A 16,212-nucleotide genomic window follows, 5' to 3' on the forward strand; every position below is an offset into this window, starting at 1 on the left:
CCCTTGTCGCTCCCGGACTGAGAATCGACTGCAGTGTGACACCGGTGTGTCCCGCCGGCGAGACGGAATGCGGATACACCGCGCATGAACTGCGCCTGCACGCACGGAGATTGACGCACCCGCACATCGAAGGAAGCGGAATCCGTGCGCATGGTTGACGCTCGTCGGAACCCGGACAACCATGGCCGCACTCACTGGGAAAGCAGGAGTTCATGACCATCGAGACGCCGAAGACCAGCGAAGCCATTCGCGTCGGACGCCGCGTCGAGCTCGGATATGCGACCGCCGCCGACTACGAGCAATTCGCGAAATGGCTCAGCCCCGACGGGGACGTCGCCGCCCTGACCGGCGATGTGTCCGAGCGGGTCACGGTGGACGCGCTGCGGGCCGACGCCGCGTCGGGCTCGCGCTTCTGCACCCTGCGGTCCCCGCACGGGGAGCGCGTGGGCATGGTGAAGTTCCACCGCGTCGGCGGCGAACGGGACACGACCTTCGAGATCAGCGGCGCCATCGGGAGCAGCGACCTGTGGTCGCGGGGCTACGGCGCCGAGGGCTTCGGCCTCGTCGTGGAGCACCTCTTCGAGGACCTCGGCGCGCACCGGCTCCAGTTCTGGGTGGGCCTGTTCAACGAACCGATGCTCCAGATGGTGATGCGCACCCGGTTCTTCGTCCTCGAAGGGGTCCTCAGGGAACGGAAGTTCTTCAAGGGCGAATATCACGACGTGGCCATGTGGTCCATGCTGCGCCATGAATACGAAGCGCTGTTCGTCCGAGGGGAGTGGGAGCAGAAGCCCGGCCAGGATGTCTGGTTCGGCACTGCGAGCGAGCCGAAGGCCGCTGCCCGCAGGACGCTCTCGGAATATCTCGGCCGAGGTCCGGCCACCGCGCTGACCCCCTTCACGCAATAGCCTTCGACTCGCACGTACCGACCACCGCCCGCACACCCGAATACCGCAGTACCCGCACTCCCCTCCCCGATTCTCCTATCGATCGAAACCTCCACGAGGCGATCACCGCGACGGCCGTCGAAAAGCACGGCCGACCCGTTCCAGGAATTCCGCTGGAGGTGCCTCGTGTCCGTGGACTGGTCGATCTACACCCTGGTGGACCCGGTGTTCTTCGAGACCCCGGCGCGGTCCGCCACCGAAGCGCACCTGGTGCCGCCGCGGTTCACCCCGCTGCCCGACGGCTGGCGGCACCGGGCCGCCCGCGTCTGGGACATGTACCAGCCGGACCGGCCCGGCGCCGTGGACCAGGGCTGGAAGATCCACGTCTCCGCGACCCACGACAACGCCGAGCGCGTCCTGGAGATCGTCGCCGACCACTGCCTGCGGGCCCGCGTGTCCTTCAAGCACCTGCGCAGCCGGGCCCTGCTGGACGCCATGAACTCCAAGTACGCGCCCCGCCCCGCCGGCGGCAAGTTCATCGCGGTCTACCCGCGCGACGAGGCTGAGTTCACCGACTGCGCACGCGAGCTGGACGAACGCCTCGCGGGCAGCGCGGGGCCCTACATCCTGACCGACTGCCGCTGGGGCGAAGGACCCGTCCACTTCCGCTACGGCGCCTTCCGCGAGCGCTGGTGCTGGACGGACGACGGCGGGCTCGTGCTCGCCCTCACCGGCGCCGACGGACGCCTCGTGCCCGACCGCAGGCGGCCCGCCTTCGCGCTGCCCGACGGCGTACCGGTCCCGGACGTCCTGCGCCCCCACATCGAGCGGCGCACGGCCGCGAGCGGCGCGTTCGGCTTCCGGGTCACGCAGGCCCTGCACTTCTCCAACGCCGGTGGGGTGTACGCCGCGACGCGCAAGGACGACGGCAGCCCCGTGGTCCTCAAGGAGGCCCGGCCGCACACCGGCAGGGACGGCGCGGGCCTCGACGCGACGGCGCGCCTCGCCCACGAGAAGCGAATCCTCGACCGCCTCGCCGACGTCCCCGGCGTGCCCCGGGCCCACGAGCTCTTCGACTTCGGCGGCCACTCCATGCTCGCGATGGAGCACCTGGACGGCGTGCCGCTGCAGCGCTGGATGGTGCGGAACCACCCACTGGTGAACTGGAGCGCGTGCTCGCCCGAGGGCCTGCGCGACTACGCCCGGCGCGCGGAGGCCCTGCATGCCGAGGTGACCGCGCTGGTCCGGCGGGTGCACGCCGAGGGAATCGTCTTCGGGGACCTGCATCCCGGGAACGTGCTGGTGGCGGAGGACGCGTTCGGCCCCGGTGAGGACGCGGCGGCCGTACCGCGCGACGCCGCGCCCCAGGTGCGCCTCGTCGACTTCGAGATGGCCTTCCCCGCTTCCGAGGACACCCGCCCGACCCTCGGCTACCCCGGCTTCGCCGCCCGTGGCAAGACCGGCACGGCGGTCGACGAACACGCCCTGACGGTGCTGCGGCTGTGGTTGTACCTCCCGCTCGTGACGTCACTCGGCATCTGCCCGGACATGGGGGCGCGCCTCGCGGCCGCGGCGGCGGAGCGCTTCGGCCTGCCGGCGGACTTCGCCGCGACGATCACAGCGGGGCTGGCGGAGACGCCCGGCGGACAGGCGCGGCAGCCCGCCGGTCGGACAGCTGCCGCCACGACGCCGTCCGAACAGCCCGGCACCCCGCCCCGGGCGGGAGCCGTCGCCGTCGTACGCCTCGACACCTCCCCCGTCGACTGGGCCGCCGTACGCGCCTCCATGGCCCGCGCCCTGCACGCGTCCGCGACGCCGGACCGCGACGACCGCCTCTTCCCCGGCGACCCCCGGCAGTTCAACGAGGCACCCGGCGGCTTCGCGCACGGCGCCGCGGGCGTCCTGTGGGCGCTGTCCGTGGCGGGCGGGGAGCGTGAGCCCGCGTACGAGCACTGGCTGCTGCGGGCGGCACGCGCCGACCACGTCCGGCCCGGCTTCTGCGACGGCGCGCACGGCGTCGCCCACGTCCTGGACCACCTGGGCCACCACGCCGCCGCCAGGGATCTGGTCGACCGGGCCCGCACCGGCGTCGAGGACATGACCGACGTCAGTCTGTACGGCGGCCTCGCGGGCGTCGGCCTGAACCTGCTGCACCTCGCCGGGGACGACCCGGGGCACGCCCGCCTCAAGGAGGCACGGGAGCTGGCCGCGCGTGCTGTCGGCGCCCTGGACGACGGCCTGCCGCACGGCATCGACCGCGCCCGCGGCGAGCCCGGCACCCACGGCGGGCTGCTGCGCGGCTGGTCCGGGGTCGGACTGTTCCTGCTGCGGATGTACGAGGCCACGGGTGAGGACGCCTACCTGCGGCACGCGGTGCGCGCCGTGCACCGGGACCTCGACCTGTGCGTGCCGCGCGAGGAGGGCGTGCTGCACGTCGACGGCGGCTTCCGCTCCCTGCCGTACCTGGAGACCGGGTCGGTCGGCATCGGCCTCGTCGCCGACCTCCTGACCGACCACACGGACGACCGGCGCATCGCCGACGCCCTGCCGGCTCTCGCGCTCGCCGCGCGCTCGCCGCTCACGGTCGAGAGCCAGCTGTTCAACGGGCGGGCCGGACTCCTCGCGGCGGCGCACGCGCTGCGGCGGCACCTGCCGGCCGCGGCGGCCGGGGGCGTGGACCCGGTGGCCGAGCACTTGGGCAGCCTGCACTGGCACGCCCTCGCCCACCGCGGCGAGGTGGCGTTCCCCGGCCACAGCGGCCTGCGCCTCTCCATGGACCTGGCGACAGGCAACGCGGGCGTCCTCGCGGCCCTGTCGTACGTCACGGACGGCGGGCCGCCCCCGCTGCCGTTCCTGCGCCGCGCCGGGCACCCGGCGGCCGCGGCGCACCACGGACTCCCGGCGGACGACCCCCGCCGGATCCCCTGCGAACAGCCGGTTGGAGGTGACACCGCATGAACGTTCTGGAGCTTCAGGAGCTGGAGACGTCGACCCTCGACGACGAGCTGCTCGGCAGCACCGGCAGCGTGGGCTGCTGACCCGCTGCCGGCGCACCACAGGAGAACCGCCGCGGCGGTCCACAGCGGCCGCCGACCGCGTCGCACCACGACTTCGGCGGCCGACCGCCGCCGCGACCACGACGACCTCTTGGGAGGAGGTGACACCGCATGAACGTTCTGGAGCTTCAGGAGCTGGAGACGTCGACCCTCGACGACGAGCTGCTCGGCAGCACGGGCAGCGTGAACTGCTGACCCGCTGACGACGCGAGGAGAGCGAGAGGGCCGCAGCGGCAGTCCACCGCGGCCGCCAGCCGGGCCGACTGAGCCGGCGGTGGGGGTCCCTGAGCTCAGGGACCCCCCACTCACTCTCTGCGTCTCCCGCGTCCCGTTCCCTTGGCGTCCGTACGCGGGGCCCTGACGTCGTCCCGCGTGTCCGGCGCTCAGCGGCCCCGGTGCCGTTCGGCGATCCGGACCAGGTCGGGGACGACGTCGGCGGCGCTCGGCATGGCCCTCATGTCGGCGCGCAGCCGCCGTGCCCCTTCGGTGAAGGAGGATTCCGTGAGCAGCCGCCGTACTTCGTGCGCGACACGTTCGCCGGTCGCCTCGGCCACGGGGAGGTCGATCCCGGCGCCGTACGCGGCCAGGCCCCTGGCGAGGATCGGAGCGTCGATCTCCTCGGCCACGGCGAGTTGGGGGACGGCGTGCAGGGAGGTCGTACCGATCGTGCCGAACCCACCGTGATGAACCATCACCGCACACGTCGGAGCCAGCGCCGCCAACGGCACGAACTCCTCCACCCGCACCCGCTCCCCCACCACCCCACCCAACTCCTCCCGGATCTCCCCGGCACCCGGCAACGCCGCCACCACCTCCACATCGAGCGCCGCCAGGGCCCTGAGGATCTCCACCACCGACACCGAATACCCGGCAAGCCGCTCCACCGCACTCAACCCCAACGTGAACCCCACCCGAGGCCGCACCGGCACCTCCCACAACCACCGCGGCACCACCGACACCCCGTTGTAGACGCCGAACCGCATCGGCAGATACCGGATGCCCGCGGTGTCCAGGCGGAACGCCTCTGGCAGCTGGTCCACCGTGAACTGACCTGTCGTCAACTCTTCGTCGTACCCGACTCCATGGCGTCGGCCGAGCTCGCCGAGCCACGCGCCGAGCGCGTCCCCCGCACCCCCCGCAGGCTCCCCCGCCTCTCCCGCGAGGCGGACGAACTGCTCCCGCACCCGACCGAAGAAATCCACCCCCCACGTCAACCGCCCATGCGCCGCACCACACACCCGCGCCGCCACCCCACCCGCGAACGTCCCCGGCTCCCACACCACCAGATCCGGCTCCCACCACCGGCAAAAACCCACCAACTCATCCACCAACGGCTCATTCACCAACCGGAACCACCACGGCACCACATCCGCATAACCCGCCCGCAGATACTCCAACGACAACAACTCACCCGGCACATCCGCCACATCGAACGGCGGCAACGCCGACCAGCGTTCGTCGCCGTGCCGGGCCTTCAGGACGCGCCACAGCTGGTGGTCGCGGCCGACGGGCACGGCCGTCAGACCGGCCCGGGTGATCTCCGGAACCAGCTCCGGCTGACTCGCCACCCGCACCTCATGACCGGCCGTGTCCAGGGCGTGCGCCAAGGACACCATGCTGAAGAAATGGGTGCGCACGGCATAGGCGGTGAAGAGAATCCGCATGGTCATGTCCCCCGAATGTCTCGCAGTTACGCCGCGGGCGTTCATGGCGGCCGACAGGAACCGATGCACAGCATGACCCAACGGGAGGAAAGGTGAAAGGGATAGTTCTCGCGGGCGGCACGGGCAGCCGTCTCATGCCGATTACGGCAGGCACGTCGAAACAGCTTCTGCCGATCTACGACAAGCCGATGATCTTCTACCCGCTCTCGGTTCTGATGTTGGCCGGAATCCGGGACGTCCTGATCATCGCGGCGCCGGAATCCATGCCCTCGATGCGCGGACTGCTCGGCGACGGCGGGCATCTCGGAATGAATCTCACGTACGCGGAGCAGACTGAGCCGCGCGGTATCGCGGATGCCTACATCATCGGCGCCGACCATGTCGGCAACGACCGTTCCGCGCTTATACTCGGCGACAACCTGTTCCACGGGGCAGGATTCCAGGACTTGCTGCGCGAGGCCCGGGAGAAGTCGGACGGCTGCACGCTCTTCGGCTATCCGGTGGCGGATCCCGAGCGTTATGCGGTGGCCGAGACCGACGCGCACGGAAACCTGATCGGCATCGAGGAGAAGCCGGCCCGCCCGGCATCCAAGAACGCCATCACGGGGCTCTATTTCTACGACAGCGACGTGGTGGAGATGGCGCGCGGACTGCGCCCGTCGCACCGCGGCGAACTGGAGATCACCGATGTCAACAAGCTCTACCTCGAAGCCCACGGCGCCCGCCTCGTGCAGTTGGGCCGCGGCTTCACCTGGCTCGACGCGGGCACGTTCCGGTCCCTGCTCGACGCCAGCCAGTACGTCCAGGTCCTGATGGACCGCCAGGGCGTGCGGGTGGCGTGCGTGGAGGAGATCGCGCTGCGGATGGGCTTCATCGACGCCGAGCAGTGCCGCGAACTGGGCCTGGCCATGGGCAACTCGGGCTACGGACGGTACGTCCGCGAGGTCGCGGAGGCCCTCGCGTGATGGCGGCACCGGAGGTGAGGGGGTGGTGGACATGCGTGTCCTGGTGACCGGCGGTGCCGGGTTCATCGGCTCGAACTTCGTGCGGCGCATGCTCGCGGGGGCGTACGCGGGGTTCGAGGACGCCGAGGTCGTGGTCCTCGACAAGCTGACCTACGCCGGGAATCCGAGCAATCTCGCCGAGGCCCTGGACGACCCGCGGCTGCGGTTCGTCCAGGCCGACATCTGCGACAGGGACGCCGTCCGGAGCGCGATCACGGGGGTCCGGACGGTGGTGCACTTCGCGGCGGAGTCGCACGTCGACCGGTCGCTGCTCGACGGCGACGCGTTCGTCGCCAGCAACATCGTCGGCAGCTACGAACTGCTGCGCGCCGCGCTGCGCACCGAGGTCGACCGGTTCGTCCTGGTCTCCACCGACGAGGTGTACGGCGAGACGGAGACGGTCTCCTGGACCGAGGACTTCCCGCTGCGCCCCAACTCCCCCTATTCGGCGTCGAAGGCGTCGGCGGAACTGCTCGCCCGGTCCTTCCACCACACATACGGACTCCCGGTCTGCACCGCTCGGGCCTCCAATACCTATGGGCCCTACCAGTTCCCGGAAAAGCTCATCCCGCTGTTCGTCACCCGACTCCTGGACGGCCTGACGGTCCCGCTGTACGGCGACGGCTCACAGGTGCGCGAGTGGATTCACGTCGACGACCACTGCCGGGGCCTCGCCCTCATCGCGGGCGCCGGGCGCCCGGGAGAGACGTACAACATCGGCGGCGGCACGGAGATATCCAATGCCGAACTCACCAAGATGCTCCTGGAGTTCCTGGACGCCGACTGGTCGCGGGTGCGTTTCACCGAGGACAGGAAAGGGCACGACCGACGCTATTCGATCGACTGCCGGAAGATCCGCGAAGAACTCGGCCACCGTCCGCTCGTCGCCTTCCGCGAGGGACTTCTCGACACCGTGCGCTGGTACGCGGACAACCGGAACTGGTGGGAGCCGCTGAAACGCCCCGGCGAGCTCCCTCTGGCCGCCATGGCGGAACCTCACTGACAGCCGCTTCGCCCTCACCCGGCGACAGCCGGCATTCCGGAAAGCGGCCGACCAGGATACGAGCAGGAAACGACCAGGACGCGACACACAGAAAGGCTCACGGAGATGGACCGGGCAGGCGTCAGGAAAGAGATCCAGAACTTCATGGATCAGTACTACGCACGCGAGGACGGCGTGGGGGAAGCCGCCGAGATGTACGACATCGACTCCTTCACCATGGTGCAGCTCGTCCTTTATCTGGAGGACAAGTTCAACATCGTCATCCTGGAGGAACTGCACGGATTCGGCGGCGGCGACTTCGACGCCTTCGCCGCGTTCGTGGCGGCCGCCGGCCAGGAGAACGATGCGGCGTGACCCGGGTCCTGTTCGTCCTCTACGCGGAAAAGACCCACCTGTTCATCCAGGTGCCGCTGGCACGGGCCTTCGCGGCGGCCGGTCATGAGGTGCGGGTGGCGAGTCAGCCGGAGCTTGTTCCGGAGATCACCCGGGCCGGTCTGACGGCCGTGCCCGTCGGCCGCGACCACGGCATGGGACGGCTCCTCGCCCTCCGCCCCGAGTTCAGAAGCCGCTTCGGGGGCAGCGACCTGCCGCCGTTCGATGTGGCGAATGTGCCGGGTGAGTTGTTGTCGTTGGAGTATCTGCGGGCGGGTTATGCGGATGTGGTGCCGTGGTGGTTCCGGTTGGTGAATGAGCCGTTGGTGGATGAGTTGGTGGGTTTTTGCCGGTGGTGGGAGCCGGATCTGGTGGTGTGGGAGCCGGGGACGTTCGCGGGTGGGGTGGCGGCGCGGGTGTGTGGTGCGGCGCATGGGCGGTTGACGTGGGGGGTGGATTTCTTCGGTCGGGTGCGGGAGCAGTTCGTCCGCCTCGCGGAGGAGGAAGCCGCCGCCGTCGGCACGGGCGGGGATCCGCTGGGTGAGTGGCTCGGGGCCTGCGCCGAGCGGTACGGCGTCGGATTCGACGAGGAGCTGACGACGGGCCAGTTCACCGCCGACCTGCTTCCCGCCCCCTTCCGGCTCGACACGGCGATCGACTACGTCCCGGTCCGCTACGGGACCTACAACGGGGTGTCGGTGGTGCCGCGGTGGTTGTGGGAGGTGCCGGTGCGGCCTCGGGTGGGGTTCACGTTGGGGTTGAGTGCGGTGGAGCGGCTTGCCGGGTATTCGGTGTCGGTGGTGGAGATCCTCAGGGCCCTGGCGGCGCTCGATGTGGAGGTGGTGGCGGCGTTGCCGGGTGCCGGGGAGATCCGGGAGGAGTTGGGTGGGGTGGTGGGGGAGCGGGTGCGGGTGGAGGAGTTCGTGCCGTTGGCGGCGCTGGCTCCGACGTGTGCGGTGATGGTTCATCACGGTGGGTTCGGCACGATCGGTACGACCTCCCTGCACGCCGTCCCCCAACTCGCCCTCGCCGAACAGCTCGACGCGATCTGGCTCGCCCGCGGCGTCACCTCCTACGGCGCCGGGACCGACCTCCCCGTGGCCGAGGCGACCGGCGAACGCGTCGCGCACGAAGTACGGCGGCTGCTCACGGAATCCTCCTTCACCGAAGGGGCACGGCGGCTGCGCGCCGACATGAGGGCCATGCCGAGCCCCGCCGAAGCCGTTCCCCACCTGCTCCGCCTCGCCGAACGGCACCGCCGCCCACCCCTGGCAGCCGCGCACCACCCTCAGCCGAAGAGCAACTGAAGGCAGGCGACGACATGACCAGCACGTCGGCACACGACGACCCGACCACGACACCGGGTGACGGGACCCCGGCCACGACACCGCAGCGGGCGGCCCCCGCTACGACACCGGGGCGGGCGGCGGCCCCCACGGCGCCGCCCCGCGTCGTCGTCACCGGCCGCGGCGTCGTCTCCCCGCTCGCCCCGGACTGGCCCGACACCTGGGCCGCCCTCGTCGCCGGGAAGAGCGGCATCCGCGACATCACCGGGTTCGAGGTGGGCGACCTGCCGGTCCGCATCGGCGGCGAGGTACCCGGCTTCGAGCCCGAGCGCCACCTGCCGCGGCACGTCGTCCGGCGCACCGACTGGACCATCCAGGTGGTCGTCGCGGCGGCCCGCATGGCGCTCCAGGAGGCCGGGATCGAGCTCGGCGAAGGGCTCGCGCCCCGGGTCGGGGTCGCCGTCGGCTCCATCATCGGCTCCACCCGGGTCGCCTCCCGCAACGCCATGGCCATGCGCGACGAGGGCTATGCCGCGGTCAGCCCGCAGGTGTTCCCCACGATGGGCATCAGCTCGGCCGCCGAGGTGTGCCTGGAGCTGGGCGCGCGGGGCCCGTCCGCGGAGATGGTCGCCGCCTGCGCCACCGGCACGGTGTGCGTCGGTGAGGCGGCCCGTTGGATCCGCGAGGGGCGGGCCGACGTCGTCGTGGCCGGGGGCATGGACGCCTTCGACCGCCTCGAGCTCGCGGCGGCGGCGCGGGCCCGGGTGCTCTCGCGCAGGACGGGCGACCCGACGACCGCGAGCCGCCCCTTCGACAAGGACAGGGACGGCTTCGTGATGGGGGCGGGCGCGGGCGTCCTGGTCCTGGAGAGCGCCGACCACGCCCGCCGCCGCGGAGCCGTGGTCCACGCCGAACTCGCGGGCTACGCGACCACCACGGACGCCCACCACCTGACGGCCCCCTCCCCCGACGGCGCCCAGGCCGAACGCGCGATGCGCACCGCCCTGGAGTCCGCCCGCGCCACCCCCGCCGACGTCGGCTACATCAACGCCCACGGCACCGGCACCCGCCTCAACGACGCCACCGAACTCACCGCGATCCGCCGGGTGTACGGCGACCACGCGCCCCGCGTCCCCGTCAGCTCGACCAAGAGCATGACGGGCCACATGCTCGCCGCGGGCGGCGCCGTGGAGGCCGCTGTCGTCACCGAGGCCATCCGCACGGGCGTCGTGCCGCCCACCCTCAACTGCGACTCCCCCGAGGACCCGGCGATGAACTTCGTCGCACACCAGGCCCAGGAGCACCACGTGGAGGTCGGCGTCAGCCACTCCTTCGGCTTCGGCGGCCACAACGCCGTTCTCGTACTGCGGCGTTGGCGGGACTGAGGGCCCGTCTGCGGGACTGACGGGCCTGCTGACGGGACTGGCGGACCCGTTCGCGGGACTGGCGGACCCGTTGGCGTGGCGGACCCGTTGGCGGGACTGACCGCGCCCGCGGCCCGCCTCCGCCGTCGGGTCCTCCGGGAGCCGCACGCCCCTCAGTCCACCCGGACCCCGGGCACGTACCGGATCCACCGTCCGCCACCGTCCCGGAACTCCTGCTCCTTCGCCATGATCTCCTCCGCGTGGTTCCACGCGAACAGCACCGCGTACGGCGGGCGGTCCTCGGCGAAGCGCTGGTGGGGCACCACCGGGATGTGGGATCCGGGGGTCAGCCGTCCCTGTTTGGCGGGCGTCGTGTCCGTGACGTACGCGATCAGCTCGGGACCGATGCCGCAGTAGTTGAGCACCGTGGCGCTCTTGGCCGTGGCGCCGTAGCCGACGACGCCCTTGCCTTGGGAGCGCAGCTCGCGCAGGAGCGAGGTGAGGTCGTCGCGGGCCTTCAGGACCCGGTCGCGGAAGCCCTCCAGGGTGTGGCGCGCGGTCAGCTCCGCGGCCGCCTCCTCGGCGAGCAGCTCGCCCACGGCCGCGCTGCGCTCGCGTGCGCCGTCGTGGGCCAGGGTGTAGCGCACCTCGCCGCCGTGCACGGTCAGGCGCTCCACGTCCACAAGGTCCAGGCCGTGCAGGCGCGCCATCTCCGCCACCGACCTGGCCGTGAAGTAGTAGAAGTGCTCGTCGTACATCTGGTCGAAGGACGTCTGCCGCACGATGTCGGCGAAGTAGGGGTCCTCGAAGACGAACACGCCGTCGGGTGCGAGGAGTTCGCGCACCCCGCGCAGCACCGAGCCCATGTACGGGATGTGGCACAGGGTGTTGGCGGCGTAGATGACCGCGGCCCGGCCGTCGGCGGCGCGGATGGCGCGGGCGGTCTCCTCCTCGAAGAAGTCCTTGCGCACCCGGATGCCGCGGGCGGCGGTGACGTCGGCGACCGAGCCGGAGGGCTCCACGCCCAGATGCCGGATGCCCGCCTCGGCGACCGTCGCGAGCATCACGCCGTCGTTGCAGCCGAGTTCGACGATGAACGCGTCGTCGCCGGTCAGTTCGGTGCCGACGAAACGCTCGGCGACGCCCCGGAAGTGTTCCCGCATTCGGGCGGAACCGGAGGAATGGTAAGGGTAATGATCGTGGAACATGCGCTCGCGCGGCACTTCGTGGAGCAGCTGCACCATCGTGCATGCGTCACAGGCTCCGACGACCAGTTGGAAGAAGTGTTCAGGAGCCGTTGAATCGGGCGGCAGGAAGCAGTCCGATATCGGCTGTTTCCCGAAGTCCATGAATGCGACGACCTCACCGCCGCAGACGCGGCACGCGGCAGACTCCGGCATATTGCCTCTCCTCCGTGAGCGGATCGCTCCCCGGCCGCGACGGGACGCCGCGATACGGCGACCGCGGATATCGCGGCCACCGGATCGGGGAATTACTCAGAGGCTACGGACGAGTCGGGGCGAGGGGAACGGGACGCGTCGTCCGCGATTTCCGGGCCGAGCGCGGTGGCCGCGGCCTCGTCGACTTTTCGGATCATCCAGTCGTTGAGGTCGCTCTCCATGTGCTGGGCGGCCTTCTCCCACCGGTCGCACTGCTCGGCCGACGCGGTCACCTGCACATCCTCCGTCGGCCCCGCATCCTGCGGCGCGGCGCGCGCGGCCCGCAGGTGCCGGCGCAGCTCGTTGCGGGACCAGCCGTGCTCCTCCGCCTGGGTCAGCCAGTGGTCCTGCGCCGATGCGGGCAGCGCCGCGACCTCGGCGTGGTGCTGCAGGCTCAGTCCGTCCCGCCGGCGGGACGGAGGGAACTTGCGGGCGATCCAGGCGTAGTTGCGCAGCGTCTGGTAATCGAGCGACGTTTGCTCGATCGCATCGCGATAGCGGCGCGGATAGGTCTGCTGGCCGAATACCAGCCAGTCTCCCAGCCACCACGCGGATGAATCGACAATGGCAAATATCTGCTCTCCGATGGTTTTCCAGTGCTCCAGTGGCAGATAATCGGGCAAGGAGAGCGAGGACCGTCGCGTGCGCGCCCGGTCGTCCACGGTTAGCTTCTCCTGCGGGCCGCTCATGTTCGGTGTGGGATGTCGTAGATTCGGCATGGCGCTGTCTCCCCCGGTGACGGCTCATCATGAAGCGATTCGAGCGGTCAGTAAAGAAACAGTAATGAGGGGTCCGGCCGGGCACAAGGGGAGTGCGCCGTTCTCGGCCGTCGCGGCCAGCCTCGTCAGGGCCGCACACGCGATCACCCCGTCCGTTCCGTCCCGCCCCACCCGTCTCGTGCCCCTGCCGGAAAGAGGACCATGAAGCAGGATCGCGGTGATCCGTCAGCGTCCGTGTGCGTCGTCGGCGCGGGGCCGCGCGGAACGTCGATCGTGGAACGCATCGCGGCCAACGCGCCGGAGCTCCTTGGCGACCGGGAATTCGCGATCCATCTGGTCGACCCCTTTCCGCCGGGTTCCGGCCGCACCTGGCGGACGTCGCAGAGCGAACTGCTGTGGATGAACTCGGCGGCCGAGCAGGTGACGATGTTCCCGGACAGCTCGGTGCGGTGCGCGGGGCCCGCCCGTCCCGGGCCGACGACGGGCCGGTGGCTGGCGGAGACCGGCCGCGGCCCGCTCCACGACGGCCACTACGCGTCCCGCCCGGCACAGGGGCGCTATTTGCAGGAGTTCTTCCACGGCGTACGCGCCCGGATGCCGGCGAACCTGCGTCTGCACCTCCACCGCGCGACCGCCGTGGACGTCCGCGACGCCGGTACGGACCGCCAGCGCGTGGTCCTCGACGACGGCCGCGGAACGGTGCCCGCGGCCCAACTCGTCCTCGCCCAGGGACACACGGACGTCGTCACCGACTGCCCTCGTGGCCTCACCCGCATCGGCCCCGGGCGCGCCGACGAGGACAGGCTCGACCGGATACCCACGGGCGCCCCGGTGGTCGTGCGCGGCCTCGGGCTCGTCTTCATCGACTGCCTGCTGCTGCTCACCGAGGGCCGCGGCGGCCGCTTCACGCGCTCGCGCCCCGACGGCCGCCTCCGCTACCGCCCCTGTGGCCGCGAGCCCCTGCTGTACGCGGGCTCCCGGCGCGGAGTCCCCCCGTACCCCAAACCCGCGTACACCCTGAACTCGCCCGCACCGCCGCCGCGTCACCTCACCCCGGAGCTGTGCCGCGCCCGGCTGCGCCGCCCGGACTTCGACTTCGACCGTGACCTGTGGGCGCCGGCGCTCCTGGAGCTGTGCTGGGCGTACTACCACGAGCTGTTCACGGCCCACCCGGACCGCACCCGCATGGACTGGGCGTCGTTCGCCGCGCAGTTCGAGCGCTTCGCGGGCAACGACGACCGTGCCGCCAAGCTCGTCGGGGCCGCCGTCCCTGACCCCGACGACCGCTTCGACCCCGCTCGGCTCACGGCCCCGCTGGCCGGGCACCTCTCCCCCGATCCGCGTGCGCTCCAGCGCCGCGTCCGCGCGCACCTGCGGGACAGTGTGCGCCGTCGGAGGGAGCCGCGGCACAGCGCGCACGTGGCGGTGATCCGCGCGCTCGGCGCGGTCGGCGGCGTCCTCGGGGACCTGTACAACGCGGGGGAACTCCCTCCCGCGGCCGCCGCGGTGGCGCTGCGTCGCTTCTCCGTCGGCGCCTTCCTCAGCAGCGGGCCGCCGCCGCTGCGCATGGAGCAGTTGATCGCGCTGAGCGAGGCGGGCGTCGTCACCTTCACGGGCCCCGACACGACGGTGACCACCGACGAGGAGGCCCCCGCCTTCCGCGCCGCGAGCCCGCACGTCCGGGCGACGTACACCGCCCGGATCCTCCTGGACGCCCATCTGCCCGAGCCCGACCTCGCCCGTACCGCCGACCCGCTCCTGCAGCGTCTCCTCGCGGCGGGCCACATCAGCGAGGAGACCGCGCCGGACGCCTCCGGCGACCCCCGCCCCACCGGCGCCCTGCGGGTCCGCGACGGCCACCCGCTCGACTCGACGGGCCGCGCGCACGCCACCTGGTTCGTCGCAGGACCCGAGCAGTTCCCGCACGCGGGCACCGACGCTGGGTTCTTCCGCCGCAACGACGAGATGGCCCGCGCGGTCCTGCTGGCGGCCCGCAGGGCCAGACCCCTGTGGTAGCACTGCTGCCATGAAGGACAACCCCGCCGTACGCACCGGCTACCACCACGGCTCCCTGCCCGCGGCGCTCACCGCGGCGGCGCTCGAACTCCTCGACGAGCAGGGGCTAGAGAAGGTGACGGTGCGTGAGGTGGCGCGGCGCGCCGGGGTGTCGGCGGGCGCGCCGTTCCGGCACTTCGCGGACCGGCAGGCGCTGCTCACAACGGTGGCGGACCTGATCCTCGCGGACCTGGAGCAGTGGCAGCGCGACCAGGTGGCCGCCGCCGACGGCTCCGCGATGCGCGCGATCGGCCTGGGCTTCGTGCGCTACGCGATCCGTCATCCGCACCGGTTCGAGCTGGTCAAGTCCAGTGTGTTCCGGCCCGGGCAGCCCGCGGGGCTGCAAGCCCGTGTCTCCGGCATCGAACGGGCCTTCACCGACCTCATCGTCGCCGACCAGAACTCCGGCACGCTGCGCCCGGGCGACCCCGCCCTGGTGGCGCTCGCCGGGCAGGCCCTGGTCTACGGCCTCTCCCAGATGATCGTCGACGGCTTTCTGCCCCAGGCCGAGGCGGAGCACCTGGCCGGTCAGGTGCTCGACCTCTTCGGCATCGGCATCGCCAACATCCCGACCACTTAACCCCAACTCCGCCGCACACAGGCCCTGTTGCTCCTCGCACCCACACCCTCTCGCTCCTCGCACCCACACCCCCTCACCCCTTGACCGCCCCCTCACCCCCTGGTGTAATCACCGCTCACACCGCATGTAATCAGCGCTCACGCGGCTCGCTCCTCCGACCCGCGCAGCCAGCCCCCCGCCCCCTTGGAGGCCGCATGTCCACCAAGACAGCCACCGGCTACACCACCGCGGCCGCGAAGGGCGACACGGTGGTCCTGCTGATCGGCATGCGCGTCAACCACTTCTGGGCGGTGCACCAGTGGGTACCGGTCTTCTACGCGATGCTGCGCATGCTCCGCGAACTCGCCGCCGATCCGAGCCGCGGCCTCCTCGGCCGCGTCCTGCTCACCGCGTCGCCGCGCACGTACTACGTGGTGCAGTACTGGGAGTCCAAGGACAAGCTGTACGCGTACGCCACCGCGCCCGACGCCTTCCACCACAAGGCCTGGGCCATCGCGAACCGCAAACAGCGCGCGGGCAGCCTGCGCGGGCACGTCGGCCTGTGGCACGAGACGTACATCGCCCCCGAGGGCTCGTACGAGTCCATCTACTTCGACATGCCACCCTTCGGCCTCGCTGCGGCCACCGGGAGTCTGCCCGTGGAGCGCCGGGGGCGCCGGGCGGCCCAGCGGTTCGCACACCGGGCGGAGAACGGGAGCGGCGCGGCGCGCCCCTGAGAGCTTGCCCGAAAAGGCGGATGCGACCAGGTGAGCGGTCGGCCAGCGGGAGCACGACGGCCGCGGT

The 16,212-nt window shown here is 71.4% G+C and carries 13 protein-coding genes; 10 read left to right on the forward strand and 3 right to left on the reverse strand.

Going from position 1 to position 16,212, the window contains the following annotated elements; translation table 11 throughout:
* Positions 1–212 precede the first annotated feature (212 nt).
* Positions 213–908 (forward strand): GNAT family N-acetyltransferase, encoded by a 696-nt coding sequence (locus QUY26_RS02205; RefSeq protein WP_289943397.1) that lies wholly within the window; start codon positions 213–215, stop codon positions 906–908.
* 171 nt (positions 909–1,079) lie between these two features.
* Positions 1,080–3,845, forward strand: a complete 2,766-nt coding sequence (gene lanKC / locus QUY26_RS02210) for a class III lanthionine synthetase LanKC (protein ID WP_289943398.1) — start codon at positions 1,080–1,082, stop codon at positions 3,843–3,845.
* 481 nt (positions 3,846–4,326) lie between these two features.
* On the opposite strand, the gene QUY26_RS02215 is transcribed toward lanKC, so the two are convergent.
* Complete coding sequence (locus QUY26_RS02215) at positions 4,327–5,613, reverse strand: activator-dependent family glycosyltransferase (RefSeq protein ID WP_289943399.1); 1,287 nt, start codon at positions 5,611–5,613, stop codon at positions 4,327–4,329.
* A gap of 86 nt (positions 5,614–5,699) precedes the next feature.
* Between QUY26_RS02215 and rfbA the strand changes: the two genes are divergently transcribed.
* The 5 genes from rfbA to QUY26_RS02240 all read left to right on the forward strand — a co-directional run bounded on the left by rfbA (position 5,700) and on the right by QUY26_RS02240 (position 10,657).
* Positions 5,700–6,572: a glucose-1-phosphate thymidylyltransferase RfbA gene (rfbA, locus tag QUY26_RS02220; protein WP_289943400.1), complete on the forward strand. Its 873-nt coding sequence runs from the start codon at positions 5,700–5,702 to the stop codon at positions 6,570–6,572.
* 31 nt (positions 6,573–6,603) lie between these two features.
* Positions 6,604–7,614 carry a dTDP-glucose 4,6-dehydratase gene (rfbB, locus tag QUY26_RS02225; RefSeq protein WP_289955407.1) on the forward strand — a complete coding sequence of 337 codons (1,011 nt, stop codon included), beginning with the start codon at positions 6,604–6,606 and terminating at the stop codon, positions 7,612–7,614.
* A 105-nt stretch (positions 7,615–7,719) separates the two neighbouring features.
* On the forward strand, positions 7,720–7,968 hold the full coding sequence (locus QUY26_RS02230) for a hypothetical protein (protein WP_289943401.1): 249 nt from the start codon (positions 7,720–7,722) through the stop codon (positions 7,966–7,968).
* Positions 7,965–9,293 carry an activator-dependent family glycosyltransferase gene (locus QUY26_RS02235; RefSeq protein WP_289943402.1) on the forward strand — a complete coding sequence of 443 codons (1,329 nt, stop codon included), beginning with the start codon at positions 7,965–7,967 and terminating at the stop codon, positions 9,291–9,293. The genes QUY26_RS02230 and QUY26_RS02235 overlap by 4 nt, the downstream gene beginning before the upstream one ends.
* Positions 9,294–9,307: 14 nt before the next feature.
* A complete protein-coding gene (locus QUY26_RS02240; protein WP_289943403.1) occupies positions 9,308–10,657 on the forward strand; it encodes a beta-ketoacyl-[acyl-carrier-protein] synthase family protein in 1,350 nt (449 codons plus the stop codon).
* 152 nt (positions 10,658–10,809) lie between these two features.
* Here the strand turns inward: QUY26_RS02240 and QUY26_RS02245 are convergent, their stop codons facing one another.
* The gene (locus QUY26_RS02245; RefSeq protein WP_289943404.1) at positions 10,810–12,036 is read right to left on the reverse strand and encodes a class I SAM-dependent methyltransferase; all 1,227 of its coding nucleotides are present in this window, start codon (positions 12,034–12,036) and stop codon (positions 10,810–10,812) included.
* 92 nt (positions 12,037–12,128) lie between these two features.
* A complete protein-coding gene (locus tag QUY26_RS02250) occupies positions 12,129–12,737 on the reverse strand; it encodes an LmbU family transcriptional regulator (protein ID WP_289943405.1) in 609 nt (202 codons plus the stop codon).
* 258 nt (positions 12,738–12,995) lie between these two features.
* On the opposite strand from QUY26_RS02250, the gene QUY26_RS02255 reads away from it, so the two are divergent.
* From QUY26_RS02255 to QUY26_RS02265, 3 genes are all read left to right on the forward strand, one after another.
* On the forward strand, positions 12,996–14,810 hold the full coding sequence (locus tag QUY26_RS02255) for an FAD/NAD(P)-binding protein (protein WP_289943406.1): 1,815 nt from the start codon (positions 12,996–12,998) through the stop codon (positions 14,808–14,810).
* A 10-nt stretch (positions 14,811–14,820) separates the two neighbouring features.
* Positions 14,821–15,429 (forward strand): TetR/AcrR family transcriptional regulator, encoded by a 609-nt coding sequence (locus QUY26_RS02260; RefSeq protein ID WP_289943407.1) that lies wholly within the window; start codon positions 14,821–14,823, stop codon positions 15,427–15,429.
* A 194-nt stretch (positions 15,430–15,623) separates the two neighbouring features.
* Positions 15,624–16,145 carry a DUF4188 domain-containing protein gene (locus QUY26_RS02265; protein WP_289943408.1) on the forward strand — a complete coding sequence of 174 codons (522 nt, stop codon included), beginning with the start codon at positions 15,624–15,626 and terminating at the stop codon, positions 16,143–16,145.
* Positions 16,146–16,212: the final 67 nt, after the last annotated feature.

Source organism: Streptomyces flavofungini (genome assembly GCF_030388665.1).
Classification (GTDB): Bacteria; Actinomycetota; Actinomycetes; order Streptomycetales; family Streptomycetaceae; genus Streptomyces; species Streptomyces flavofungini_A.